Source organism: Mesorhizobium sp. P3_A8 (assembly GCF_056402995.1).
Window position 1 is genome coordinate 209,591 of the sequence record NZ_JBFUGI010000003.1, and the last position, 24,825, is coordinate 234,415.

A 24,825-nucleotide genomic window follows, 5' to 3' on the forward strand; every position below is an offset into this window, starting at 1 on the left:
CTTCTGGATTGCAATGGCAAACCAATCAATGTAAGCATTGATTACATATTCTGCTCAGGAGGCTTTCATGGACACCGTCGCACCACCCCTTGCAACCAGCGCAACGAGCCGCTGGTGGCTGTTCTGGCTTTTGGCCGCGATCATTCTCGCGCTGTCCGGGCTTGTCGCATTCCGCGGCGATTTCTCGGTGCAAGCGGTTCGCCAGGTCGTGCGGCTCACCGCACAGATGTCGCTGATCCTGTTCTGCATCGCCTTTTCGGCATCAGCGCTCGCGCACCATCTGCCGGGCGCATCCACACTTTTCCTGCGCCGTCATCGGCGCCAGATCGGATTGGCCTTTGCTTTCTCGCACGGCGTCCATGCGGTCGCCCTGTTCGCTTTCGCGCAGACGAGTCCGGATCAATTCGATGACGCCACGGATACCGCGATGTTCGTTTTCGGCGGCCTTGCCTATCTGTTCATCATCGCGATGGCGGCGACGTCCTTCGATCGCACGGCTGTATGGATCGGACCCCACGCATGGCGCATTCTTCACACCGTCGGCAGCTACGACATATGGCTGACATTTCTGATTGCCGAGGGCAAACGCGCGGTCCACGACGTCTACTATTGGCCCTATGTGGCTGTTCTCATCGCCGTCATGGCCATTCGCTGGTGGGGCGGAAAAACGCGCTCGGCCGCCAGCTAGCCCGCTCACCAAGCTCGCCCGGCAGGCTGGCGATAGCCAAGGCCCGATCGAGCTCTGACTTGAACCGGGCGGCCGTCTGTCAGCCGGCGCTCTGGATCATATAGAGCTTGCGCGTGGTCTCGCGGATGCGCCATTCGCCCTTCCATCCCTGCGGCAGCACGAGGAGGTCGCCCGGCCCCAGCTCGCGCGTCTCGCCGTCGGCGCGGCTCACCTCCACCCGCCCCGAAATGATGTGGCATATCTCCGACGAGCCCGTGCGGTCGGCGGTGAAGCGCCCGGGCGTGCACTCCCAGATGCCGATGTCGACGGTTCCGTCCGGCGACTGAAAGAACGAGCGCGCCGCCTCGACCTGATTTCCCTCGAGGGAGGTCGGCTTGGGCGAGAACGCGCCGATGTCGGCCTTGGCGAGATCGTGGAAGGTCGAAAGGTCGATCAAATTGGTCTCCATCAATCAGTGGCCCGTGATGCTGTCAGCGAGCGCGGCCAGTTTCGACGTATGCGCAAGCCCAGCGGCCTCGCGCCCGTCAGCGATGCGATAGAGCTGGTACATCGAATGCACGCCGAGCCAGCGAAACGGCTCCGGCTCCCATGGCCTGACCTTGCGGTTGACCCAGGGCAGCTTCGTCAATTCCGTGTCCTGGCCAAGGATCAGGTCGGCAAGCGTGCGTCCGGAAAGATTGGAGCTCGACACGCCAAGCCCGACATAGCCGCCGGCCCAGCCGATGCGGGTCGCGGGATCGAGGCCGACAGTCGTGCACCAGTCGCGCGGCACGCCGAGCACGCCGCACCAGGCGTGCTCGATGCGGCAGCTCGCCGTCTGCGGCAGCAGTGTCGTCAGGATCTGATGCAGCTGGTCGATCGTCGCCTGTTGAGTCTGTCCGTTGACGTCGGTGCGGGAACCATAGCGATAAGGCACGCCGCGCCCGCCCATGGTGATGCGCCCCTCGCGCGTGCGCTGGGCATAGCAATAGGCGTGGGCGGCGTTGCCGAGAAGCTCATGCCCTTCCCAACCGATCTGGCGCCAAAGCTCCTCGGACAGCGGCTCGGTGACGATCTGCGCGCTGTTGAGCGCCAGCCAGGTCCGCTCCTCGCCGGGAATGCCTGCTGTAAAACCCTCCGTCGCGCGGATGATGGTTTCAGCACGCACCGTGCCGCGATCGGTCGCAACACTGCCCTTGGCGATGGCCGTCACCGTGGTCTGTTCGTAGATCGCCACGCCCAGCCGCTCGACGGCGGCGGCAAGGCCGCGCACCAGCTTGGCCGGCTGCACCCGCGCCTGGCCGTGGACGACGAAGCCGCCCATGACGTTTCGCACATTGATGCGCGCCCGCGTCGCCGCTTGATCCAGCATTTCGACGCGGTTCGGATCGACATCCCAGGCGCGGATCGTTTCGCACTCTTCGCGCGCGCGTTCGAGCTGCGCGGGGTTGGTGGCCACCGTCAGATTGTCGACGCGGCGGATATCGGCATCGATCCCTTCCTCTGTCGCCACCCGGATCACCTCGTCGACGCAGCCCGCCATAGCCGCCTGCATGGCGCTCACACCTTGCCGGGTCGAGGTCTTGAGATATTTTTCACGCGACCACGAGAAACCACCCGACAGCCAGCCGCCATTGCGGCCCGAAGCGCCGAAGCCGGCGAACTCGCGCTCGATCAGCGCGATGCGCAGCGACGGTCTTGCCTTCTTCAGATAGTAGGCGGTCCACAGGCCGGTATAGCCGGCGCCGACGATCGCGACATCGGCTTCGATATCGCCGGGCAAGGGTGGCCGGAATGCTGGAACCCCGCCCAGATCCGCATACCAGAACGATATGTCGCCGTTGCGTTTGGCTTGCATGGGATGACTTTCAGGAAGAGCAATTTCAGGAAAAGTGTGAAACGGTTTTCCGTCCGGGATTGCGTTAAAACAAGAGATGGATCAGGTCAGCGTGGCGTCGGCCGAGCTGTCATCGGCCAGAAGCTTGGCGTCGGCACCGTCGAAGCAAAGTTCCACCTTGTCGCCAAGGCCAAAGCTGTCACCGGTCAGCGGCGAGCGCACGATCGCCGTGGAGCCGTCGGCGAGCCTGACCTCGTACTTCGAACCCGAGCCGAGATAGATGGCTTCCGCGATCGTCCCCGGCAGCCGGTTGGTGGTGCCTACAGCACTCTGGCCGGGCCGGCGGATGGCGAGCTTTTCGGGGCGCAGCAGCATGACCGGGCTGGCCTCGCCGGCGATCCGCCGCGGCGTCGTCACCGTCTCGCCGGCGATGCTCAGCGCGGTGCTCGCGCCGTCGCTTCGCGCCTCGCCGCGCAGCACGGTGGAGTCGCCGATGAAGCGGCCGACAAACAGCGTCGCCGGTTCATCATAGAGCTCGCGGCCGCTGCCGACCTGCTCGATCCGCCCGCGATTGAACACTGCGATGCGGTCCGACAGAACCAGCGCCTCCTCCTGGTCGTGCGTCACATAGACGAAGGTGGTGCCGAGCTCGCGATGGATGCGTTTGATCTCGAGCTGGAGCCATTCGCGCAGCTTCTTGTCGAGCGCGCCGAGCGGCTCGTCCATCAAAAGCAGCGGCGGGTCGAAGACGATGGCGCGGGCCAGCGCCACGCGCTGTTGCTGGCCGCCCGACAGTTCGCTGGGATAACGATGCGCGAAATCGCCCATCTTGACCATGTCGAGGGCGTGGCGGACGCGACGTTCGCGTTCCGCGCCGGTGACCCCGCGCAGCGTCAGCGGATAGGCGACGTTGCGGCCGACGCTCATATGCGGGAACAGCGCGTAGTGCTGGAAGACGACGCCGATGTTGCGCTTGTGCGCCGGCACGCCGACGACGTTCTTGCCGCCGACCAGCAGCTTGCCGCTCGTCAGGTCGGTGAAGCCGGCCACGACATTGAGCGTCGTGGTCTTGCCGGAGCCGCTCGGGCCGAGCAGCGTCATGAACTCACCGGGCTCGATCCGCAGCGACACGCCGTCCAGCGCCTTGAAGCCCCCATAGGCCTTGCTGATCGCTTCGAGATCGATCGCCGCGCCCTTGCTCTCCTGTGCCTGCTTCATTGGCGTCCTTTCCGCTCGCGACCAAGAAGAAGCATGCCGCCGCCGATCAGGATCGTCGTGGCGAAAAGCAGGATCGTGCCGACGGCGGCAACCGTCGGGTCGGCGTCGCGGGTGATCGAGGAGAATATCTGCACGGGCAAGGTCTTGAGATAGGGGTTGGTGATGAACAGCGACACGACGATCTCGTCGAAGGAAGTGGCAAAGGCGAAGAGCAGCCCGGACAGCATGCCAGGCAGGATCAGCGGCAGCGTCACCGTGCGGAACGTGGTCAGCGCGCCCGCTCCGAGGCTCGCCGCCGCCGTCTCGAGGCGCCTGTCGAAGACTTCCAGACTGGCGGAGACCGCGATCAGCACGAAGGGAAGCGCAAGGACGGTGTGGGCAAGCACGAAGCCCAGCAGCGTGCCGACGAGATGGGTGTCGAGATAGACGGCGTAGATGCCGATGGCCAGCACCACGCCCGGCACCACCATCGGCGTCAGCATCAGCATCCGCAACAAATTGGCCGGCCCGGCCTTCATGCGGTCGAGGCCGAAGGCCGCGAGCGTGCCAAGCACCGTCGCCAGCACCGCCACGATCGAGGCGACCTTGAGCGAATTGAGGAAGCTGTTCGACCAGTCCGGATTGGTGGCGAAGTTCTGGTACCACTGCCAGGAGAAGCCCTGCGGCGGAAACGCCAGCGACTTGTTCTCGTTGAACGACATCGGCACCACGACCAGCGTCGGCGCCACCAGCCATATCGCCACCAGCAGGCAGACCAGACCCAAAAGCAAACGTGTGAGCGGCCTCATTTCCATCAGCGCCGCTCCGCTTCACGATACCTGGAGCGCATCACTGGCGCCGCCAGCGCCAAGAGCACGAAGGTTGCGACGAGCAGCACCACGCCCATCGCGCCGCCACGGCCCCATTGCAGCAGACTGAGCACCTGGGTCTGCACCAGCGTCGACAGCATGGTGGAACGTGGACCGCCGAGCAATGCCGGGGTGATGTAGAAGCCCAGCGCCAGGATGAAGACGATGATCGCGCCGGCATAGACCCCGGGCAGGGACAGAGGCAGATAGACGGTGAAGAAGGCTCGGGACGGTCGTGCGCCAAGACTTTGCGCCGCGCGCATCAGCCTGAGGTCGATGCCTTTCATGACCGAATAGAGCGGCAGGATCATGAACGGTAAAAGCACCTGCGCCATGCCGATCACCACGCCGGTCTGGGTTCGGATCAACTTGACGCCACTGAACCCGGCCGCGCGCAGCAGCGAATTGATGACGCCCGAATCCTGCAGCAGGATCACCCAGGACAGAGTGCGCACCACCCCGCTCACCCAGAACGGGATCAGCACGCAAAGCACCAACACCAGCCGAGCGCGCGGACCGACCGCGGTCATCAGATAGGCGTAGGGGTAGGCCGCGATCACGCAGACCAGCGTGACCCAGGCCGAGATGGCGAAGGTCCGCTGGAGCACGGTGAGATTAACCGGGGCGCCGAAGAACCAGGTATAGTTCTGCACGCCCCATTCCGGCTCCGACAGGCTGCGCAGCACGATGGTGAACAGCGGATAGCCAATCACCGCGAAGAGCAGGATCAGCGCCGGCGCGGTGAGCGCGAACGGCCGCCATGCCCAACCCGGCCGCCCTTCGGCGGCGGGTTGGGTCGGAAGCTCGGACGCGCTCACGATCTGGCTCTCGTTCGCTGGTTCAGTTGCCGGCCATCAGCGCCGACCACTTCTCCTGCGCCACCGCGAAGTTCGGGACCCAGAACTTGAAGTTCTGCTTGTAGCCCTGCTTCTGGCGGTCAGGCGTGTTGGTCAGGAAGGCGGCGACGGAAGCGTCGACCTTGGGCTGCGCGTCGCTGTTGATCGGCGTGTAGGATGTCTTCTCCGCCAGGACCTCCTGTGCATTCTTGCCGAGATAGGCATTGAGCAGCGCGTAGGAGGCGTCCGTATCCTTGACGCCGACGGGGATCGTCATCTGGTCCATCACCACAAGCCAATCCTGCCAGGCCGGCGCGTATTTGGCGCCGTTCTTGACCGCGGTCATGGCGCGACCCGTCCACATCATCAGCATGTCGGCCTCGCCGGATTCCGCCAGCTGCTGCGATTCAGCACCCGTCTTCCAGAAAATGGTATCGGGGCCGAGCTTGCGGACCACATCGATAGCCTTGTCGATATCGGCCACCGTCATCGCCTTCGGGTCGCCGCCGGCAACCTTGAACGCCTGTTCCAGCAAACCGCCCGTCGGGCTGCCGGAGCCGTCGATCCCGCGCACGCCCGGGAACTTTGCCGTATCGAAGAAGTCGGCCCAGCTCTTGGGCGGATTATCCTTGTACTTTTCCTTGTTGTACATCAGCACGACGCCGTAGTTCATTGCCGGCACCGAGCACTCGCCGACCTGGCCTTCCGGGATTTTCGAGACGTCGAGCTTGGTCAGATCCAGCTTCTGGAACAGCTTGCCGCAATAGACGTAAGGCGGCAGATCGTCGGTGTCGACGACGTCCCAGGCTACATTGCCGGACTCGACCTGCGCCTGCAGCTTGGCGATCTCGGTCGGTCCGTCATTGAGCAGCTTGACACCGGACTTGTCGACGAACTCCTTCAGCGCGGCCGCCTGGCCGTCCTGGTAAATGCCGCCATAGGAGACGAAGGTCAGGGTCTTGCCCTTCAGCGACCCCTCCTTGACCTCGCCTGCGACCGGCTTCTCCTGCGCGAACGCTACGGTTGCCAGCACGCCAAGCGCCATCACGGCGCTTAGATACAAAGCTTTCGTTTTCTGCATGATCGTCATTCTCCCATTGATGCCCGCATTGGATTGGACCTACCTGGTCGCGAGCGGTTTCCAGGCCGTGTATTGGTCGAGTTCGGCGCGCACCGAGGTCGGCGGCGCGATGATCCACATCACTTCGGCTCGGCCACTGCCGATGTTCTCGGAGCGATGGGGTGTCGAGGTCGTGTATTCGATGCTGTCGCCTTCCTCGAGCACGTGGCGCGCCTCGCCAAGCGAGACCTCGACGATGCCGCGCAGCACGACGAGCATCTCGTGTGCGTCGCCATGGGTATAGCGATCGGGCCCGGTCGAACCGCCAATGTCGAATTCCCCGACATAGACTTCCATGTCGCTCAGCGGCGGGCGCGACAACAGCATCTTGCGGCAGCCGTCGCTGGGCGGCAGGCTCGGCCGCTCGCTTCGCCTCAGAACGCCATGGTTTTGCGCTGTGCTTTCCTCGAACAACATGGCGACGCTGACGCCAAGCGCCGAAGCCATCTGGTTGAGCGAAGCGGTGCTGGCGCCGGTCAGGCCGCGTTCAAGCTGGCTGATGAAACTGGCGCTCGTCCCGGTCGCTTCCGCAAGCTCCCGCAAGGACAGCCTGCGGGCGAGGCGAAGGCTCTTGAGCCGCATGCCCAGCACCTGATGGGCATGCGTCGCGGCCGATACGTCGCCCGTCTTTACCGAAGCCTTTTCTGACCCCTTGCTCATGCGGCCTTCCACCTCACTTAACACCTTGTACAGTACCACTGTACATCTGGCAAGCCGCGCATGGCGCCAGAAGCGCGCCAATATTCGGGCCGGGCTTGCTCAAATCGGAGGGTGTGTCCGCGGGAAGAGGACGTGCCTACCCGCCGACAAGGAGATGCCTACCCCTCGCCCGACAGGTCCCGGCGCGCCTTTTCGAGTTCTTCGGCATAGCGCCGCATCAGATGGCCCTCGGTCAGCAGTCCGAGCACGATGTGGTCGGTGAAATCCTCGACGACCGCCAGTTCCTCGGCGCCGGCACGCTGGAACGTCTCGGCGGCGGTCTGCACATTCATGCTCGGCACCAGGACGGCATCCTTGTATTGGGCAAGATCGCGCACCGGCACCTCGCCGCCGGCGGGATCGCTGTGCAGTTCGGCCACAATCAGCACGCCGACATACTGATCACCCGGATCGACGGCGATGACGCGCTGCGCGGATCCGAGTGGAATCTGCTTGCGGAAGGCGGCCAGCGTCGTCGAGGCATCGATGGTCTTGATGTCCTTGCGCATCATCGAACCGACGGTGAGGCTGCGCATCCAGCCGACATCGTGGGCGCTGCGGATGGTTTCGCCACGCAAATGGAAGCGCCATGTCGAGAATGAATAGCCGAAGGTTTCGCGCACCAGGATCGCCGCCATGATCGAGGCGGCCAGCACCACCCCGGTCAGCGTCAGGTCGCGTGTCGATTCCAGTGCCAGGAAGGTCATGGTCAGCGGGCCGCCGACGACACCGACGGCAAGCGAGGTCATGCCGACGACGGCGGCGACCGAGGGGTCGATGCCGGTCGCCGGCGAGACCAGCGCCATCACGCCGGCGAATGCCTTGCCGAGCAGCGCACCGAGAAACAGCGAAGCAAAAAACAGGCCGCCGCGAAAGCCGGAGCCGAGCGAGATCGCTGACGCCGCGAGCTTGAGCACGAAGACACTGGCCACCACGGCCAGACCATAGTTCATGGCGAACTCGCGATGCAGCGCGCCATGGCCGCTGGACAGCACCTGCGGCGTGATCAGCCCGAGCAGGCCGACGAGGACACCGCCGATGACCGGGCGCAGCGAGGTATCGACCGACAGCCTGTTGAAACCACGTTCGATCAGCGTCACCAGTTGCATGATGGCGATCGAAGCCGCACCGCCCAGCAGCCCGAGCAGCAGGAACGGCACGTACTGGCTTGGCGTCAGCGCCGGCAGCCCTGAAAGTTCCAGCGGAAACGGCACGCCGCCGAACATCTCCGCCGTCAGCGAGGCCGAGATCGCGGCCGCCATTACAGGCGCGACATTGGCGACCGAATAGATGCCGATGACCAGTTCGAAACCATAGAAGGCACCGGTCAGCGGCGCATCGAAGGCGGCGGCGATGGCGCCGGCCGCACCGCAGCCGACCAGGATGCGGACATCGTTGCGGCGCAGCCTGAAGATGCGCGCCAGCCGCGATGCCAGGCCGGATCCGACCTGTGTATAGCCGGCTTCAAGCCCGACCGAGGCGCCGAAGCCGCTGGAGATCATGGTCTGGCCGGCGATGATGAAGGTGTCGGTCAGCGACATGCGCCCGCCATAGAGCGCGTTGGCCTCGATCGGATCGACGGGAGTGCGGAATTTACGCAACCGCAGCCAGATCACGCTCAGCCCAAGCAAAGCGCCGCCGATCGCCGGTATCAGCGCCTGCACCGGACTGGCGAGCGAGAACATGCCGGAAAGCCGGCCGCCGGGCTGAACGCCGAACAAGAGCCCATGCAGGTCCTGCACGATCTGGCTCATCGCCGTGACCAGTATGCCCGCCATGACCCCGACGACGCCCGCCAGGATGACCACGGCGATGCCGCGCGCCTCGAGCAGAGGAATTGATCTCAGCAGCACCGCGCGCAGCCGGCGGGCGTAGACTTGTGGTTGGTTTCTGGAAAGCACCGGAGCGGCTCGCCGATATCAAAAGGGATTTGCAAGGCTGATACGCCTGGGGATACCGCATGGCAACCACGATACCGCCGACCGAATGTGAGGATCGTTTTCGAACGGCTTGGAGGCTTCTTTTGGTCAATCCCCGAGTTCGCTCACGAAATCGACGCAACGCCTGAAAAGTGGTATTTTAGCCCGTCTTCATTTCCCTCAAGGAGGAGAACATGAGTGCGCGGGGGTTTTTTTCGTTAGCTGCTTGCACGATTTTTTTGAGCTCGTCTGCAATGAGCAGCTCAAGCATAGATATGCCGGTTAAGCAGGATGTTTCATACTCGACGTCTCTTTTGCTCGGTGGCAATGCGGAACAACAGAGCCGGCCGACAGAAGGATTTCTTCAGCTTGCGCAGCAGGACGTTTGCTGTCCTGGCGGTTATCCCTGGTACCGCAACTCAACGAACATGTGTTACGGCAGCTATGAAGATTGCCACGATACCGATGGCGGAGGTTGGTCCTGCAGACAGGTCAACGCCTGCTAGGCCTTCTCCCGAAGAGCAGCGGGAACGATGTGATGAGCACCGCGCACAAGCCGGCGGGCCATATCCTATGGCAATTCGACACTAGCCTCCAATCCGCGTCATCCCACGTTGGACGCTAGACGGCTTCATGTTCGAAATAGAGAATGCCTGTAAGCCCATTTGCCTCGAAGGCGTTCTTCAGGGCTTCGGAAATCATTATTCCGTCGGTGCTGAAATAGCCGCGGTCCAGCCACAGATGCGTGCCACCGATCTTTTGCAGATCGTAGACCAATTTTCCGCCAGGACGATAGAGCCACCGCTTGGGGCGCGCCCCATACTCATTGAAATCAAACGTCGACAAGGCGTCGTTTATGCTGTCGATGCGGTTGCAGGGATAAAACCAGTAGTAAGGGATCGATGACCCGCCATCCTTCCAGACGATCTCAACCTGGGAAAATTGGTGTACGCCCGGTTCGTATTCGTCGACGACACGACGAAGATTTTCGCTGGCGATGAAAATGCTGTGGTGCTTCAGGAGATCCGGAAGCCCTTTTTTCAGCTCGCCATGTCCCCATTTCAGCTGTTTGGGCAGAAAGTCCGTCTCGACGGGGAGGCCTTGCTGAAACTCGTTCTTCCGAACATGCGTCCCATCCTCCAGCGTGGAAAAATCACGAAATTTGCTGAAGTCCACGCCTCTTGGAAAGACTCTTTTGAAATCCCCTCCAACATCGACAACTTTCGTCGGTCGCGATGCGCCATTGATTGTATAGACCGGCAAGAGCGTATCCTCCGTACTGGCATCGGTTCTGCTACTCTCGCATTGGCTGCTATCATACAGCGGATAATCCATAGTAAAGGCCGCCTTTCTGGCGACCAGAGAGGTTGACCGACCTTCTCTGGGTCCCATCAACGAGAAGATTGCAATGGCCGATGCGATCTGCCGGTCAGCTTGAGCGATAGGCCAACCGTCAATCCGGTATCGTCAACGCCCCGCAATCGTCGTCGGCGATGAACGTCGCCAGGAGTTCGGCGGGCTCGGTGGTGCTGGCATTCTCGGCGAAGAGATGGACCGCGCCGGGCGGCTCGAACCAGGTCTGTCCCTCGGTATAGACAGCGGCCGGGCTGCCTTCGAGCTGCGAGCGCAGCGTGCCCTTGAGGACAAAGGCACTGACCGAGCCCGGATGCCGGTGGCGAGGCGTAAAACCGTTGGGCGGAAATGCCACGATCGCCGTGGTGATCGATTTGCCCGGCACGTTGGGCAGCTTTTCGCAGGAGATCGGCGTGACGACCGTCTTCGGCCGTGCTCCGGCGGCACCGTCCGCATCGGTGTTTGCCGTCTGCATGTGCGTTTCCATGCCATCAGGCACGGTGCCAATGAAACCCGGTCCGATCCATTTTGCCGCCAGCGCGAACAGAACCGCGATCGCACTGATAGCGATAAGAGATTGGCCGGTTCGCAAACGAGCTTGATTGCCGTTCATGACGATATCTCCGAACAGATTGCCTCAGGCGGACAGCCGGAAATCGGCATGCCAACCCAGTTCCTCGACGGCCTTTTGTGTCGAGGCGGCCTGGTTGGGCTCCGCCACGTTGAAGACGCCGGGGGCACCCTTTTCGAGTGCGAGCAGCGCGGCATAAGCGGCGGCGTCGACATGCAACGGCGATGCGCCGGCAGCCGCATCGGTTCCCGTTCCCGGCCCATAGAGCTGGCCGTATCGCAGGACGACACCCGCGAATGGCGCGTTGAGAACGGCCTTTTCCAAAGCGATGACACCGCCGACGCTGATGCCGCGATTGCCGCTCGCCCCGCCATCCAGCGGATCGCCTTCGCCATGCGGCTCCGGGCCTGGCGCATAGGCCCAGGCGATGCTTTGCGCCACCATACGCCGGACACCGGACGCGACGGCGGCCGCGACCAGATTGCGCGTGCCTTCATCGCGGATACGGGCATTGCGAACGACCGCTTCGCCCATCCGGCTCGGGTCGAGGCCTGGCGGCAGATCGGTCAGCTGATGGACGACGATGTCAGGCTTAGCGGCAAGCATCACGCGCGATAGCGCCTCGGCATCGAAGACATCCACGACCGCGGGCTCAACGCCGAGGATGCGCAATGTCGCGGCCTTGTCCGCATTGCGCGTGGTGCCCGTCACCTGATGACCTGCGGCCAGAAGCTGCGGGATCAGCCGCTGGCCGATGGCGCCCGAGGCGCCGGCAAGAAAAATTCGATGACCCATCGTCAGGAACTCCACATCGTCGTAGTATCAGTACACGAACAACATATAAGAGCTCTGATATCATGCGCAAGCCCAATCAGCGTCCCTCGGTTCCGGCTCCCGGCGAAGGCAAGCGCGGCGAGGAAGGGTATCTCGGCTATCTCCTGCGGCAAGCCGCCGGCGCGCATCGGCTCAGAATGGACAGGGCGCTGGGCGATCTCGGCGTGACGCAGCCGCAATTTGTCACGCTGACCATGCTTGCCGCCTATCCCGGCCTTTCCAACGCCGATCTTGCCCGGCTGGCGCTGCTTACCCCGCAAACGCTCAGCGTCATCGTCGCCAATCTCGAACGGGCCGGTTCGCTGGTGCGCAAGCCGCATGCCGTTCATGGCCGCATCCAGCATCTCGATCTCAGCGACAGTGGTCAGGCACTGCTGCGCGCCTGCCGCGAGCGCGTGCAGGCAATCGAGAGCGAACTGACGGAAGGCCTATCGGCTGCCGAAGAACGCACTGTCAGGCGCTGGCTGGTCGGCGTCGCCACCACAGCCGAGTCCTGATTGTTTGCCGGTTTCCGACCAGCCGGGCAGCGGCCGATCAGGTCGGCATCGGCTCACCGGCCTCGTAGAGCACGAGATTGCGCTCGCCAATGCCAAGCGCCGGCCAGCTTGAACGCCACGCGGCGATATGCGGCGAGCGGAAATGCGCATCGAGCGCCGCCCTGTCGCGCCACACCTCGGTGACTCTGATCAGCCCCGCGTCGAAGACATCCTGCGCATAGGAATATTCGAGGCAGCCATCCTCGGCACGGCTGCCCGAGATCATGCGCTCCATGTCAGGCCTTGCTTCCTCCAACTTTCCGGCGGGCAAGCGGATCGTGCCAATGATCAGGAGCATGGGTTTCTCTTCCTTCGCGACATCAAGTCCAGCCACTTTCCCACCCTCGCGCAAGCTTGGCCAGCTACCCTCGCCGGGCTGTCCTATGCGCGGCAGCCTATGGGTTCGAGGAAGAGAATGGCGATCAGCGAAAGCATCCAGCCCGGCGCGGTGGCCAAGAACGGCCGCGATGTCTTCTTCGCGCTCGGCATCGTCATCATCCTGGCCGTGCTGTTCCTGCCGATCCCAGCCTTCCTCATCGACATCGGCCTCGCCTTCTCGATCGCGCTGTCAGTGCTGATCCTGATGGTGGCGCTGTGGATTCAGCGGCCGCTCGATTTCTCCTCGTTCCCGACCGTGCTGCTCATCGCCACCATGCTGCGGCTATCCCTCAACATCGCCACCACGCGCATGATCCTGTCGCATGGCAATGAGGGCACGCACGCCGCCGGCTACGTCATCGCCGGCTTCTCCAAGCTGGTAATGGCCAGCGACTTCGTCATCGGCCTCATCGTCTTCATGATCCTGATCGTGGTGAACTTCATCGTCATCACCAAGGGCGCCACGCGTATCGCCGAAGTCGGCGCCCGCTTCACCCTCGACGCCATTCCCGGCAAGCAGATGTCGATCGACGCCGATCTCTCCGCCGGCATGATCGACGACAAGACCGCGCAGCTGCGCCGCCGCGAGCTGGAAGAAGAGAGCTCCTTCTTCGGCTCGATGGACGGCGCCTCGAAATTCGTGCGCGGCGACGCCATCGCCGGCCTCATCATCACCGCCATCAACATCGTCGGCGGCATCGCCATAGGCTACATCAGGCACGGCATGGGCATGGGCGAGGCCGCCGACGTGTTCATCAAGCTGTCTGTCGGCGACGGCCTGGTCACCCAGATCCCGGCGCTGATCGTCTCGCTCGCCGCCGGCCTGCTGGTCTCCAAGGGCGGCACGCGCGGCTCGACCAACCAGGCCGTGTTCGGCCAGCTCGGCGCCCATCCGCGCGCACTCTATGTGGCGGCGGCGCTGCTGATGCTGCTCGGCCTGATGCCCGGCCTGCCGCTGTTCCCGTTCTTTGCACTGGCCGGTGGCATGGCCGCACTCGGCTACATCATTCCGCTGCGCGCCAACCGCGTCCTCGCCGCGGCCGAAGCGGTGAAGACGCAGGAGAAGGTGTCGAAGGCCGAGGAAGAGAAGAACTCGGTCAAGGCCTCGCTCGCCACCGCCGAGATCGAACTCCTGATCGGCAAGCAGCTTTCGACCCGCCTCTTGGTGTCGCATCAGGAACTGGTGTTCCGCATGGGCAAGATGCGCAAGAAATTCGCCCAGCAGTACGGCTTCGTCGTGCCGGAAGTGCGCGTTGCCGACGATTTCGCTATCCCGCCGAAAAGCTACCAGATCAAGGTGCATGGCACGGTGGTCGCCGAATATTCGATGCGCGTMGGCGAGATCATGGTGCTGCTCGGCAACCGCGAGGTGCCCGAAATTCCGGGTGAAGAGATCCGCGAGCCGGCCTTCGGCATGCGCGCCTATTCCGTCATGGAAACCTTCGCCGAGGATCTGAAGCGCGAGAACTACACCTTTGCCGACAACATGTCGGTGCTGCTCACCCATCTCTCCGAGGTTATCCGCAACAACCTGCCGCAGCTCCTGTCCTACAAGGACATGAAGGCGCTGCTCGAACGCCAGGACCAGGAATACCGCAAGCTCGCCGACGAGATATGCACCACGCACATCTCCTATCCCGGCCTGCAGGCGGTGCTGAAGTTGCTGCTCGCCGAGCGCGTCTCGATCCGCAATCTGCACCTGATCATCGAGGCCATCGCCGAGATCGCGCCGCATGTGCGCCGCACCGAGCAGATCGTCGAGCATGTCCGCATCCGCATGGCTCAGCAGATCTGCGGCGACCTCTCGGAGGGCGGCGTGCTCAAGGTGCTGCGTCTCGGCAACCGCTGGGACCTCGCCTTCCACCAGAGCCTCAAGCGCGACGCCAAGGGCGAGGTGCGCGAGTTCGACATCGATCCGCGCCAGCTCGAGGAATTCGGCCAGGACGCCACCAAGGCGATCAAGAAATTCCTCGAGGCCGGCGAGCGTTTCGTCCTCGTCACCGCACCTGACGCCCGCCCCTATGTGCGCATGATCATCGAGCGCCTGTTCACCACGCTGCCGGTGCTCTCCCATGTCGAAATCGCCAAGGGCGTCGAGATCAGGGTGCTCGGGACCATATCGTGAGCGTTCTCTCGCAGAGCGTCGTCATCGCGGCGTTCCTCGCCTTCTGCCGCATCGGCGCCTGTTTCATGCTGATGCCGGGCCTGTCCAGCGCCCGCGTGCCGGTGCAGGTCAGGCTGTTCGTGGCGGTCGCCGCCACCGGCGGCCTGCTCGCCTTCCTGTGGGACCGCATCATTCCCTTCGTCGATCCGCGCCCGCAGATCCTGGTGCCGATGATCATCTCGGAACTTCTGGTCGGCGGGCTGATCGGCGCCATGACCAGGCTTTACATGGAAGCCCTGCGCTTCATGGGCTCGGCCATCGCTATGCTGATCGGCTATGGCGGCTCGGGCGGACCGGCGATCGAGGAGCCGGAACCGCAGGCCGCCCTTGCCGCCATCATCTCGTTCTCGGCGCTGTTGATGCTGTTCGTCTTCGATTTCGACCACGAGATCGTCCGCGCTTTGGTGGCGTCCTACACCGTCGCGCCGGTCAACATCTTCTTCAACCCGCAGGCAGCCCTCGTCGACATCACCGACACCGTGTCGGACACGTTCTTTCTGGTCATCCGCCTCGGCAGCCCGTTTGTCGCCTATGCTATTCTGGTCAATCTGACGATCGGCTTCGTCAACAAGCTGACCCCACAGATCCCGATCTATTTCATCTCCCAGCCCTTCGTCATCGCCGGCGGCATGATCATCTTCTATTTCGCCATCGGCACCATGCTGTCGCTGTTCGTCGACGGCTTCGTCGACCTGACTTTGGCGAGGTAGCGATGAGCACGCGCAAGGATCGCCTGAAGAAACTGGTCAAGGTGCAGGAACAACTGAAGGCGCTGCACGAGACGCGCCACGCCACTTTCCTCGCCGCGGCAAACGCGGCGGAAGCCGAGGCCAGGGAGTTGATCGGCCATTTCGACCAGGACAATTCGCTGTCCAGCCTGTTCCCCGATCTCTACCACCGCCGCATCGCCCAGGCGGTCGTGCGCCAGGAGACGAGCCTGGAAAGCGCCAGGCAGGAAGTCGGCCTCATTGCCGCAGCAAGCGCGCGCACCAACATGGTCGAGCGCGCCTACAAGGACATACGCAACCGCGACGAGCGCGAGAGCGCCGACCGCGAACGGCTGGACCTGATCGCGCAGAAGCGGCACGAGGAGTAGCGGCGGGACTCTGGCACCCGGGCTTACTTGCGAACAGCGCTCGGCTCCGTCTCGTGGGTCAAGCCGTATTGGGTACGGACTGCAGCCTTCGGGGTCGGATGAAAGCGCGCGCCTTTCAGCCAAAGCTTTAGCGCTTCCCAGTGAATGCCAGCGATGATCTTCAACGTGACGAAGGGAAATTTGACCAGGCACGCGCCAAGGTCCGGCGTGGCGAGCGGGCGCGCGGCGCCGGCAAAGGTCGCCGCCAGCAGCGGTTCGCCATTTTCCGTCTCGTGGATGCGCAGCCTGACCGTCTTGCCCGGCGGCAGAATGCGAAAATAGTAGCGTGCGTCCATACCGACGAAGGGCGAGACATGGAAGAGCTTAGCTTGCGTCTGGCGCACCCCTGCAGGGCCGAGTTCGCCCGGCCGGATCGGCGACACGTAGATATGCCGGCCACCGAACGTGTTGCGCACCGCATAGATCAACGCGATCAGCGCACCGGCCTCGTCGTAGCAGAAATACACAGAGATCGGATTGAAGACGTAGCCGAAGATGCGGGGATAGGCGAGCAGCAGCACGCGCGCCGCCGGTTCGCCAAGGCCGGCATCGACGAGCAGCCTGTCGACGAAAGCCCGCAGCGTTTCGCCTTGGGTGCCGACGTGATCGCTCTCATGGAAAGAGGCCAGGCCGGGCCGGTTGACCTGCAACAGCCATGTCATGCGGCCAAGCTCGGCAAGCCTGTCTATATCGACCAGCAACGAGAACACGCGATAGACGAAGCGGTGGCCGAACGGCTTCAGCCGCGCATGCATGACCTCACCCGGATACAGCACGCCCGCCGCCAGCGGCGGCGGACCATTTTGCTCCAGGGTGGTGACGCGTTGCTCCATGTCCGGGAAATGCTTTCTATTCTGCCGCCAGGAGAACTCCGGGCAAAGCGCCCTCGCCGCGCCGCCATGGCACTTCAGCGCCGAGCGCAATCGCCGCGTTGAGGCCCGAGCGCAAGCCATCCTCATGAAAGCCGTGTCCGGTCCACGCACCCGCGAAATAGGTGCCGCGCACGCCCTGTATGTCGTCGAGACGAGCTTGCGCGGACAGGGCGCGCGCATCGTACTGCGGATGGTCGAACATCCATTCGCCGAAGACCAGTTCCGGGCGCGGCTCGACGACCGGATTGAGTGAAACGAAGAGCGGCTTTGCCGCGTCGATCCCCTGCAGGCGGTTCATCCAGTAGGTGACCGACACTTCCGGTTCGTTGCGGTCGCAGGAGCAGCGCAGATAGTTCCACGCCGCCCAGGCGGCCCGCCGCTTCGGCATCAGGCGCGGGTCCCGGTGCAGGACGACCCGGTTGGGGTGGTACGATATGGCTGACAGGATCGATTCCTCGACGCTCGAGGCGTCGCCGAGCATGGCCAGTGCCTGGTCGCTGTGGCCGGCGATGATCACATTGTCGAAGCGCTCCGGCGCGTCATCACCGGCCCACACGGTAATGCCGAACGCATCGCGCACCATTGTCTTGACCGGTGACGACAGGCGCAGCACCGACCCGAGCGGCGCCAGCAGCTTTTGCAGATAGTTGCGCGAACCGCCACTCACCGTGCGCCACATCGGCCGCGTATCATTGTCGATCAGCCGATGGTTCTCGAAGAAGCTGATGAAGCTTGCAGCCGGATAGTCCAGCATTTTGGCGCGCGGCGTCGACCAGATCGCCGCCGCCATCGGGATCAGATAATTGTCGCGAAAGCCCGCGGAGAAACCACGGGTGCGCAGATAGTCTCCGATGGAAACATTGCCCAGCGTGCCGCTGTCGCGCTCGGCGATGCATGCCTTGTTGAAGCGCAGGATTTCGCGCAGCATCCAGAGGAAGCCGGGTGAAAAGACATTGCGCTTCTGGGCGAAGATGGTGCGCAGCGTCGAGCCGCACCATTCGAGCTTGCCGCCATCCAGCGAAAGCGAAAAGCCCATGTCGCTCTCATGCGTGGCCACACCGAGATGCGAAAACATCGCGGTGAGATCCGGGTAGGCCAGCTCGTTGTAGACGATGAAGCCCGTGTCGACCGAAATCGGTGTCCCGTCATAATCGATGTCGACCGTGGCGGTATGGCCGCCCGCGCGATGCGAAGCCTCATAAAGAATTACGTCGGCACTCGGGTGCAAAGCCCACGCGGCGGCAGCGCCGGAAATGCCCGAGCCGATGATGGCGATTTTCTTCCGGCCGTTGGAGCCACCACGGTGAATGGGCACAATGTTCATCGAAAATCCTTGTTGGAAATCAAGTCTGTAAGGTGCGGGCGGCACCCGGGAACCTTTGTAGATACGGGAGGATCCGGCGTGAGTTTCACTGTGCAGTCGGGGTATTTCGTCGCGAGGTGAAGAGGGGTCAGATCTGCCCGGTTGCTCGCATCGTCAGCGGGCGCGGGACCAGTTGACCGACTTGCAAACCAGGCCGCCGACAAGGCAGCCGCGCGTGACCAGTTTCTGCCCCGCCACCTTGAGCTGGATCGCATAAGTCAGCGCGCGCTTCGCATCGAAGGCCTTGCCGGCGAGCGTGTCGGCCGACTTCGGCTGCAGCGTCATGACAAGCTTGTCGCCGACGGCTTCACCGCCGCTGGTGTCCTTGATCCAGACATTGGTGGCGCAGATGTTCGAACCGCATGGGGCGATCCGGACTTTTGCGTTTCCATCGCCGCGGTTCCACGTGCCGCTCGGGTCAGGTGCCGATGCCGCAAACGCCGATCCGCAGAACGAGACAAAAATTACCAGGCCTGCCGCCGCTGCCAGTCGGTTCATCATTCACCCTGTCATCTCGTTTTATGAAGCTACGGGCGACAGGAAGCGTGAGTTTCGGTCGGTCGAAACTATCGCCGGGCAAAACCGTTCCTGAACGACGGCCAACGCGATTTTTGGAGCGGACATGATCAAGACCTACGGCATCGCCTATCTGACGACGGCAGTCGTGTTCCTGTGCATCGACGCCGTCTGGCTGACGGTGATGAGCAGCCGGCTTTACAAGCCGCTGCTGGGGCCGATCCTGCTCGATGATTTCAACATCAAGGCGGCAGCGCTTTTCTACGTCATCTACATCGCCGGTGCCGTCTACTTCGCGGTGCAGCCTGCTTTGCAGAGTGGATCATGGACGACCGCGACGGTGAACGGTGCAGTGTTCGGCTTCTGCGCCTACGCCACCTACGATCTGACCAATCAGGCGACGCTGAAGAACTGGCCGGTCGCAGTCACCATAGCTGATATCTGCTGGGGAACCGTGCTCACCGCGATCGCGGCGACGGCAGGTTTTCTCGTCTCCAGCGCTTTGTCGCGACCTGCGTAGCAGCCGTTAGCGCTTGGCCGGGGAACTGATCAGGTTCATCACGAGAAGACCGATGAAGGCGGTAAGCGTGCCGGCGCTCAGTGCGTTCATCTTCAAAAAGCCCGCATATTCCTCGGCCGAGTAGAGGTGGATTGGGGCGCCGTAGCGTCCGTGCAGGACCGTGAAGGCCAGCATGCCGACGACCGCTATTGCGATCGCGATGATGCGTTCGCCGGGTCGGAACAGCACGAAGCCGAGCAGCACGCAGGGCAGCAGGAAGATCTCCACGCCGGAGGCGACGCCGAATACCTCAGCGCTGAGCACCGTGTTGCCGATACCGGCGAGCGTCAGCAACGCCCGCCCGGCGCGGCTGTTGACGCGGGCGACTGCCGGAACCGCCAGGAAGAATGGCGTCGAAAGGAATGTGTAGAAGGTTGGCGCGATGTCGGGGCCGACGCACCAGTAGACATAGAGCGGATAGAACGGCTGGTTCCACAGCACGACAAGAGCGACCAGATTGGCGGTGCTCACGAGAGGGTCGTCATGCGCGAAGTAAGCCTTCGCCGCGTTCCAGAACGTCCTCAACATTCCCGATCGAACCGGCGTTTCCAATCTCATGCGGCCGCGCGCAGGCGATAGTGGCTGACGCCCCATTCCTCGCCATTCTTGTGTCCGAACAGCCCGGCGGTGGCGAGAAAAAACAGACGCCAGCGCCGGCGCCAGATCAAGGCCTCCTTGCCGTAGACCTCGGCGAGAATGCGGTCGATCTCGGGCAGGTTGGCGTCCATGTTGACGAGCCACTGGTTTGCGGTGCGCTGGTAATTGCGGCCATTCCATCGCCATTCCTGCTCGACGTCGAACAGGGCCGGGAAATGCCGGATCAGATCGTGGCTCGGCATGATGCCGCCGGTGAAGAAGTGCTGGGCAATCCAGTCGGATTTGTCGCGATGGTCGAATCGATAAGACCGGCTCTTGTGGGTGAAGACATGGATGAAAAGCCGCCCCTCCCGCGTCAGCCAGGAGTGCACGCGTTCGAGCAACTTTTGCCAGTTCGACATATGCTCGAACATCTCGACCGAGACGATCCGGTCGAACATGCCGTTCGGATGAAAACTGTTCATGTCGGCAGTGATGACGCGGATGTTGGCGAAGCCCCTCTCCCGAGCCTGCGCTTCGATATACGCCCTCTGAGGTGCCGAGTTGGAGACCGCGGTAATCCTGGCGGCGGGAAAACGCTCCGCCATGAACAGCGTCAGCGAACCCCAGCCGCAGCCGAGTTCGAGGATGTCCTGGCCATTGGCGAGATCGGCGTGAGCAACGGTTTCCTCCAGCGCGAGCAGCTCGGCCTGCGCCAGGCTTTCATCACCGCGCCGGTAAAGACAGGAGGAGTATTTGCGCCGCGGCCCGAGCACCAGCCCAAAGAAAGCCGGCGGCAATTCGTAGTGCTGTTCGTTGGCGGCTTGCGTGTGCTCGGCTATCGGATGATCGGCCATCGCGTGAACGAAGGCCTGCTCATGCATACCGGGGTTTTCGAGTAGATTTCGGCGCGTGCGTCCGACCAGGAAGTCGATCCCCGTCCGGGTCACGGGATCGGGAAACGGGCTGCGTTCGACGGTGCGTATGGCGGATGCGATGAGGCTCACGATGCCTGGCCTTTCGATGTCTGTGGAGGGATATTGCGGGGCGGCCCCGGCCAGAACGCATTGACGCGCGCCTGGTAGGTTCGGAACGCTTCGCCACGCGATTTCAGCATGTGCGCTTCAAGCGGCGGGATGCCGGACACATGGACCAGGAGCCAGTACATGAAGATCGGGCCCGAGATGGCGACCCAGCCCCATGGGTAGGCACCGGTGAGGTCCAACGCGATCGCGACATAGGCCAGCCAACCGAACCACTCGAAGAAATAGTTGGGATGGCGTGAGAGCCCCCAAAGCCCGACGTCACAGACTTTTCCGCTGTTAGCAGGATCTTTGCGAAACAGCGCAAGCTGGCGGTCGGCCAGGCCCTCGCCAAGAATGGCAATCGCCAGGATCGCGATGCCCAGCCAGTCGCCGATTTGCAGATGCGGCGCCGGATTGCGGGCTGCGGCGAAGATGGACAGCACAAGCAGCAAGGCAGCGCCGGCCTGCACCTGCAGAAACAGAAAAAGCCGGCGTGGAAAATCCTTACCCCATTCGCTGCGCAATTGCGCGTAACGCGGATCGTCGCCACCGTGCAGGGTCCTGGCGACGATATGCCAGCCAAGCCTGACCGACCAAATCGCCGCGAGCAGGGCGACGATGACAGGCCTTGTCATCGATTGCTGCCAGCCGGACAATGGAACCAACGCCATGGCGATGCCGGCGGCGCCCACCGCAAACGACCAGATCGCATCCACCCAGCCGGACTTGCCGCTTCGAATGGCAATCGCCCACGCGATCGCCATCACAAGCGACAGACAAATGGCTGCACCGAAAAACAAGCTTGCAAACGTCACATCGTAGCCCTGCACGATCATCGCGATCTGTTGCGTGAGGTACGGATCGGTGTGGAGGCAAGTTTCCCGCGCCCCACCCAAATGCGAACCGGCAAGCCTGCCACAAGCTTGTTGAGGCATGGTCAGGCTAAGGAAACCCGGCAAAAAGGCGGACTTTCTTGGCGATTTCACCACCCAGCGAGCGCCGGGCAAGAAAGTCGGCCTCATTGCCGCGGCAAGCGTGCGCACCGACATGGTCGAGCGCCTACAAGGACGTGCGCAACCGCGACGAACACGAGAGCACCGACCGCGAGCGTCTGGGCCTGATCGCGCAGAAGCGCCACGAGGACTAGCTGCGGAACCTGGTATGATCCGGAATTGACTCTTACGGGCGGCGCGACGTGAACGACTGTCGCTTGCGCCATGCAGTGAAGCCTGGCCCGAATCGGTTCAAACTCTAAATCTTCATACTGATGTCAAACCCCGTAGTGAACGTTTACCGTTCAACCAATTCAAGATCGTACTTCACATCGATCCAGATCCAGTGTGAATATGGTTTTGGCAAACAGCCTGCAAAAAGAAACACGGCATCGGTGACCTCTTGCTTCCGCATATTGTTGCGAATTATAGTTTCTGCTAGTTGTCTCGCTGCCATCCGAATTATCAATTTAATTGCACGACGCATTGACAATCGGCGCCAGCCTGGAAAGAGCCGAAATGGATAACACTGATCCGCGTCCGGAAGAATCGGCGCCACTGTATTCAGAATATACGGTGTCGGTCGAAAATGCTCCGCCAGGCCGCGTGAGATTTTTTATCCGGTGCGAGGCTAATGGCAAGTATAGAAACTGGGAAGGCTGGCAGGATGAGGAGTTCTGGTTCCCTCCGTCAATGCTTCACATCAAAAATGATAACTGCGTGTCCTTTTCCCGCGCTCTGGTGTGGGATGTAGAGGATCAAGAACGCATGCTTTTGGGACTGGATGGAGAGTCCTCTTTCAAGTTTCCATTTGTTTACTCTGCTCCAGCCGCGTCGCCAACGAAAGCGAACGCGGATCCCTTGAGCATGCTTCTCGCAGAAATGAACCGCGCTGATGCGAGCGTCCAAAGTATTGCCAATACTCAGGCGGGCAATGGCAGCCTGAACGCACCATCGGCCAAAGGTCCCACATCCACTGCGCCCAAACCTCGAAAGCTGCTGATCACCACGATTGCGGTCGCTGCGGTTGCGTGTTGCCTGATTGTTGTTGCCATTAATCTTAACGCCAGCCGGTTGGCCTCGGGCAACGGGGACAAAAGCGGGGCGTCGCAAGAGGTTGTGGCTGCACAAGATGCGACACCGGAACCATCGCCAGCAAAGCAAGCAAGCGCTCCATCAATCGACTCTCAGACGGCGACAGCTCAATCGGCACCATTGGCGACTGTCGCCGAGGCGCAGAACCTGCGGCGTGAAAAGGAAACGCAGCCGGCAGCTCAGCAGCCGCGCATTGCCGAACAGCCTCCTATTGCCGAGCACCCGCCCGTTGCTGAACAGCAGCTCGTTGCCAAGCATCCGCCCGTTGCCGATCAGCCGCCCGCTGCCGACCAGCAGCGCATTGCTGAGCAGCAGCTAGCTGCTAAGCACCCACCCGTTGCCGATCAGCCACCTGTTGCCGACCAGCAGCGCATTGCTGAGCAGCAGCGTCTTGTCGACCAACAGCGTCTTGCCGACCAGCAGCGCCTTGCCGAGCAGCAGCGTCTTGCCGAGCAGCAGCGTCTTGCCGACCAGCAGCGCCTTGCCGACCAGCAGCGCCTTGCCGACCAGCAGCGCCTTGCCGACCAGCAGCGTCTTGCCGACCAGCAGCGTCTTGCCGACCAGCAGCGCCTTGCCGACCAGCAGCGCCTTGCCGACCAGCAGCGCATCGCCGAGGAGCAGCGAAAGGCGCAAGAGTTGGAGCTGGCCCGCAAGGCACAAGATGAACAAGAAGACGTACTTAGACAGAAGGAACAGCAGCAACAGGAAGACAATCGACAAGCTGCGGAGCAATGTGATCTTTTGGCGGGAAATCCTAACGATCCGCGGCGAACAGGCGACGGAGCTTCCTTTGACGCCCTGAAGAACCAGGTCCAGGCAGCGATAGCGGCCTGTAATCGGGCCACATCGGCTTTCCCTAATGAATTGCGGTACCAGTACCAACTAGCGCGGGCAACACAAGCGGTTGACAAGCCCAAGGCCTTCGGGATGCAGAAGAGGGTTGCCGCGCAAAACTATCCTGCGGCCTTCGACAATTTAGGCTGGCTCTATATGATTGTGGCACGGAACAAGGCAGCCGCCGTTAAGCAGTTCCGGATTGGAGCCCAGCTCGGCGATCCGGATTCGATGGTGAGTCTCGCTGAGATGATTGACAAGGGGATCTATCGTCCGGCTGACCCGGTCGGCGAGAAGATCCAACTTTATACACGCGCAGCCTCACTGGGTCATCAGGGTGCTGTATTGGCACTGGAGGATGCAAAGCAGGAGGCTTTTCAGATGGAACAACAGCGTGCATCGGATCAGCAGGCCCAGCAGATGTTGCTGGGAGTGTTCGGCGCGGTGCTGAATGGGGCGCTGAAGAAGAACTGAGTAAGACGCCATAGATCTACGAAATTATATTACCGTCAACGGCCGCGCGGCCGATCTTTTTGGCGCTTGATGGTACGATCTGTTTTGGGGGGCTGTAAACTCGGACTCGTGTTGTTTTCTGGAACCGGTTGCCGTTGCGGAATTTCCGAGGCACGCCCCGCCGAACGGACCTCGCGGCCCAGCTTTCTCGATCGCTCCCGATCTTCGGCCAATTGCCCAGCGGCATCCAAGGCAGTATCTGACGCATGCTCTTTTTTTTCTCGCCTTTGCTCAACAAGCTCCTTGGCAGCATCGGGTTCTAGTTTCCTTTGCTCTTCGCCAGTCAGTTGTGGAGTGTAGACAGAGCCCCGCGCCACTAAACTGATACCTATCAAGCCCATTCCCACTGCTGAAGTGACTTGATC

At 62.3% G+C, this 24,825-nt stretch carries 26 protein-coding genes; 7 read left to right on the top strand and 19 right to left on the bottom strand.

The features are described from left to right. The first annotated feature begins 67 nt into the window (after positions 1-67). Complete coding sequence (locus tag AC1DX4_RS08850) at positions 68-688, top strand: hypothetical protein (RefSeq protein ID WP_477219958.1); 621 nt, start codon at positions 68-70, stop codon at positions 686-688. A 79-nt stretch (positions 689-767) separates the two neighbouring features. Here AC1DX4_RS08850 and AC1DX4_RS08855 read toward each other — a convergent pair whose 3' ends face one another. From AC1DX4_RS08855 to AC1DX4_RS08905, 11 genes are all read right to left on the bottom strand, one after another. Continuing rightward, positions 768-1,136, bottom strand: a complete 369-nt coding sequence (locus AC1DX4_RS08855) for a cupin domain-containing protein (protein ID WP_477219959.1) — start codon at positions 1,134-1,136, stop codon at positions 768-770. Positions 1,137-1,139: 3 nt separating this feature from the next. Beyond that, positions 1,140-2,525, bottom strand: coding sequence for an NAD(P)/FAD-dependent oxidoreductase (locus tag AC1DX4_RS08860; protein ID WP_477219960.1), 1,386 nt, complete (start codon positions 2,523-2,525; stop codon positions 1,140-1,142). Positions 2,526-2,606: 81 nt separating this feature from the next. Then, positions 2,607-3,722, bottom strand: coding sequence for an ABC transporter ATP-binding protein (locus AC1DX4_RS08865; RefSeq protein WP_477219961.1), 1,116 nt, complete (start codon positions 3,720-3,722; stop codon positions 2,607-2,609). Then, positions 3,719-4,516, bottom strand: a complete 798-nt coding sequence (locus AC1DX4_RS08870) for an ABC transporter permease (RefSeq protein WP_477219962.1) — start codon at positions 4,514-4,516, stop codon at positions 3,719-3,721. Before AC1DX4_RS08870 ends, AC1DX4_RS08865 begins: the two co-directional genes overlap by 4 nt. Further along, positions 4,516-5,388, bottom strand: coding sequence for an ABC transporter permease (locus tag AC1DX4_RS08875; protein WP_477219963.1), 873 nt, complete (start codon positions 5,386-5,388; stop codon positions 4,516-4,518). Before AC1DX4_RS08875 ends, AC1DX4_RS08870 begins: the two co-directional genes overlap by 1 nt. A gap of 22 nt (positions 5,389-5,410) precedes the next feature. Then, a complete protein-coding gene (locus AC1DX4_RS08880; protein ID WP_477219964.1) occupies positions 5,411-6,487 on the bottom strand; it encodes an extracellular solute-binding protein in 1,077 nt (358 codons plus the stop codon). 39 nt (positions 6,488-6,526) lie between these two features. Then, entirely contained in the window at positions 6,527-7,186 is a 660-nt protein-coding gene (locus tag AC1DX4_RS08885) for a helix-turn-helix domain-containing protein (protein ID WP_477219965.1), read from the bottom strand. Positions 7,187-7,344: 158 nt separating this feature from the next. Beyond that, positions 7,345-9,126, bottom strand: coding sequence for a chloride channel protein (locus AC1DX4_RS08890; protein ID WP_477219966.1), 1,782 nt, complete (start codon positions 9,124-9,126; stop codon positions 7,345-7,347). A gap of 639 nt (positions 9,127-9,765) precedes the next feature. Next, positions 9,766-10,407, bottom strand: coding sequence for an imm11 family protein (locus AC1DX4_RS08895; RefSeq protein ID WP_477219967.1), 642 nt, complete (start codon positions 10,405-10,407; stop codon positions 9,766-9,768). Positions 10,408-10,597: 190 nt separating this feature from the next. After that, positions 10,598-11,110 carry a cupin domain-containing protein gene (locus AC1DX4_RS08900; protein ID WP_477219968.1) on the bottom strand — a complete coding sequence of 171 codons (513 nt, stop codon included), beginning with the start codon at positions 11,108-11,110 and terminating at the stop codon, positions 10,598-10,600. A 24-nt stretch (positions 11,111-11,134) separates the two neighbouring features. Further along, entirely contained in the window at positions 11,135-11,863 is a 729-nt protein-coding gene (locus AC1DX4_RS08905) for an NAD-dependent epimerase/dehydratase family protein (RefSeq protein ID WP_477219969.1), read from the bottom strand. 62 nt (positions 11,864-11,925) lie between these two features. On the opposite strand from AC1DX4_RS08905, the gene AC1DX4_RS08910 reads away from it, so the two are divergent. Beyond that, a complete protein-coding gene (locus tag AC1DX4_RS08910) occupies positions 11,926-12,399 on the top strand; it encodes a MarR family winged helix-turn-helix transcriptional regulator (RefSeq protein WP_477219970.1) in 474 nt (157 codons plus the stop codon). A 37-nt stretch (positions 12,400-12,436) separates the two neighbouring features. On the opposite strand, the gene AC1DX4_RS08915 is transcribed toward AC1DX4_RS08910, so the two are convergent. Next, positions 12,437-12,736, bottom strand: coding sequence for a putative quinol monooxygenase (locus AC1DX4_RS08915; RefSeq protein WP_477219971.1), 300 nt, complete (start codon positions 12,734-12,736; stop codon positions 12,437-12,439). A gap of 117 nt (positions 12,737-12,853) precedes the next feature. On the opposite strand from AC1DX4_RS08915, the gene flhA reads away from it, so the two are divergent. Genes flhA through AC1DX4_RS08930 form a run of 3 tightly spaced genes read left to right on the top strand, consistent with a single transcriptional unit; the run spans position 12,854 to position 16,076 of the window. Then, positions 12,854-14,941: a flagellar biosynthesis protein FlhA gene (gene flhA, locus AC1DX4_RS08920; RefSeq protein WP_477219972.1), complete on the top strand. Its 2,088-nt coding sequence runs from the start codon at positions 12,854-12,856 to the stop codon at positions 14,939-14,941. Beyond that, entirely contained in the window at positions 14,938-15,690 is a 753-nt protein-coding gene (gene fliR, locus AC1DX4_RS08925) for a flagellar biosynthetic protein FliR (RefSeq protein WP_027045516.1), read from the top strand. Before flhA ends, fliR begins: the two co-directional genes overlap by 4 nt. 2 nt (positions 15,691-15,692) lie before the next feature. Next, a complete protein-coding gene (locus tag AC1DX4_RS08930) occupies positions 15,693-16,076 on the top strand; it encodes a hypothetical protein (RefSeq protein ID WP_477219973.1) in 384 nt (127 codons plus the stop codon). 23 nt (positions 16,077-16,099) lie between these two features. On the opposite strand, the gene AC1DX4_RS08935 is transcribed toward AC1DX4_RS08930, so the two are convergent. From AC1DX4_RS08935 to AC1DX4_RS08945, 3 genes are all read right to left on the bottom strand, one after another. Further along, complete coding sequence (locus AC1DX4_RS08935) at positions 16,100-16,948, bottom strand: DUF1365 domain-containing protein (protein WP_477219974.1); 849 nt, start codon at positions 16,946-16,948, stop codon at positions 16,100-16,102. Positions 16,949-16,964: 16 nt separating this feature from the next. Next, positions 16,965-18,311, bottom strand: coding sequence for an NAD(P)/FAD-dependent oxidoreductase (locus AC1DX4_RS08940; protein WP_477219975.1), 1,347 nt, complete (start codon positions 18,309-18,311; stop codon positions 16,965-16,967). Between the two features lie 153 nt (positions 18,312-18,464). Further along, positions 18,465-18,851: a DUF2147 domain-containing protein gene (locus tag AC1DX4_RS08945; RefSeq protein WP_477219976.1), complete on the bottom strand. Its 387-nt coding sequence runs from the start codon at positions 18,849-18,851 to the stop codon at positions 18,465-18,467. A 124-nt stretch (positions 18,852-18,975) separates the two neighbouring features. On the opposite strand from AC1DX4_RS08945, the gene AC1DX4_RS08950 reads away from it, so the two are divergent. Further along, positions 18,976-19,386, top strand: a complete 411-nt coding sequence (locus AC1DX4_RS08950) for a DUF2177 family protein (RefSeq protein ID WP_477220288.1) — start codon at positions 18,976-18,978, stop codon at positions 19,384-19,386. A 6-nt stretch (positions 19,387-19,392) separates the two neighbouring features. Here the strand turns inward: AC1DX4_RS08950 and AC1DX4_RS08955 are convergent, their stop codons facing one another. The 3 genes from AC1DX4_RS08955 to AC1DX4_RS08965 form a co-directional block, all read right to left on the bottom strand. Further along, on the bottom strand, positions 19,393-19,896 hold the full coding sequence (locus AC1DX4_RS08955; RefSeq protein WP_477219977.1) for a hypothetical protein: 504 nt from the start codon (positions 19,894-19,896) through the stop codon (positions 19,393-19,395). A gap of 83 nt (positions 19,897-19,979) precedes the next feature. Continuing rightward, the gene (locus AC1DX4_RS08960) at positions 19,980-21,008 is read right to left on the bottom strand and encodes an SAM-dependent methyltransferase (protein WP_477219978.1); all 1,029 of its coding nucleotides are present in this window, start codon (positions 21,006-21,008) and stop codon (positions 19,980-19,982) included. Beyond that, the gene (locus tag AC1DX4_RS08965; protein WP_477220289.1) at positions 21,005-21,862 is read right to left on the bottom strand and encodes a DUF1295 domain-containing protein; all 858 of its coding nucleotides are present in this window, start codon (positions 21,860-21,862) and stop codon (positions 21,005-21,007) included. The genes AC1DX4_RS08960 and AC1DX4_RS08965 overlap by 4 nt, the downstream gene beginning before the upstream one ends. Positions 21,863-22,537: 675 nt before the next feature. Here AC1DX4_RS08965 and AC1DX4_RS08970 point away from each other — a divergent pair. Then, positions 22,538-24,421, top strand: coding sequence for a tetratricopeptide repeat protein (locus AC1DX4_RS08970; protein WP_477219979.1), 1,884 nt, complete (start codon positions 22,538-22,540; stop codon positions 24,419-24,421). Between the two features lie 35 nt (positions 24,422-24,456). On the opposite strand, the gene AC1DX4_RS08975 is transcribed toward AC1DX4_RS08970, so the two are convergent. Then, positions 24,457-24,795, bottom strand: a complete 339-nt coding sequence (locus AC1DX4_RS08975) for a hypothetical protein (protein ID WP_477219980.1) — start codon at positions 24,793-24,795, stop codon at positions 24,457-24,459. Positions 24,796-24,825: the final 30 nt, after the last annotated feature.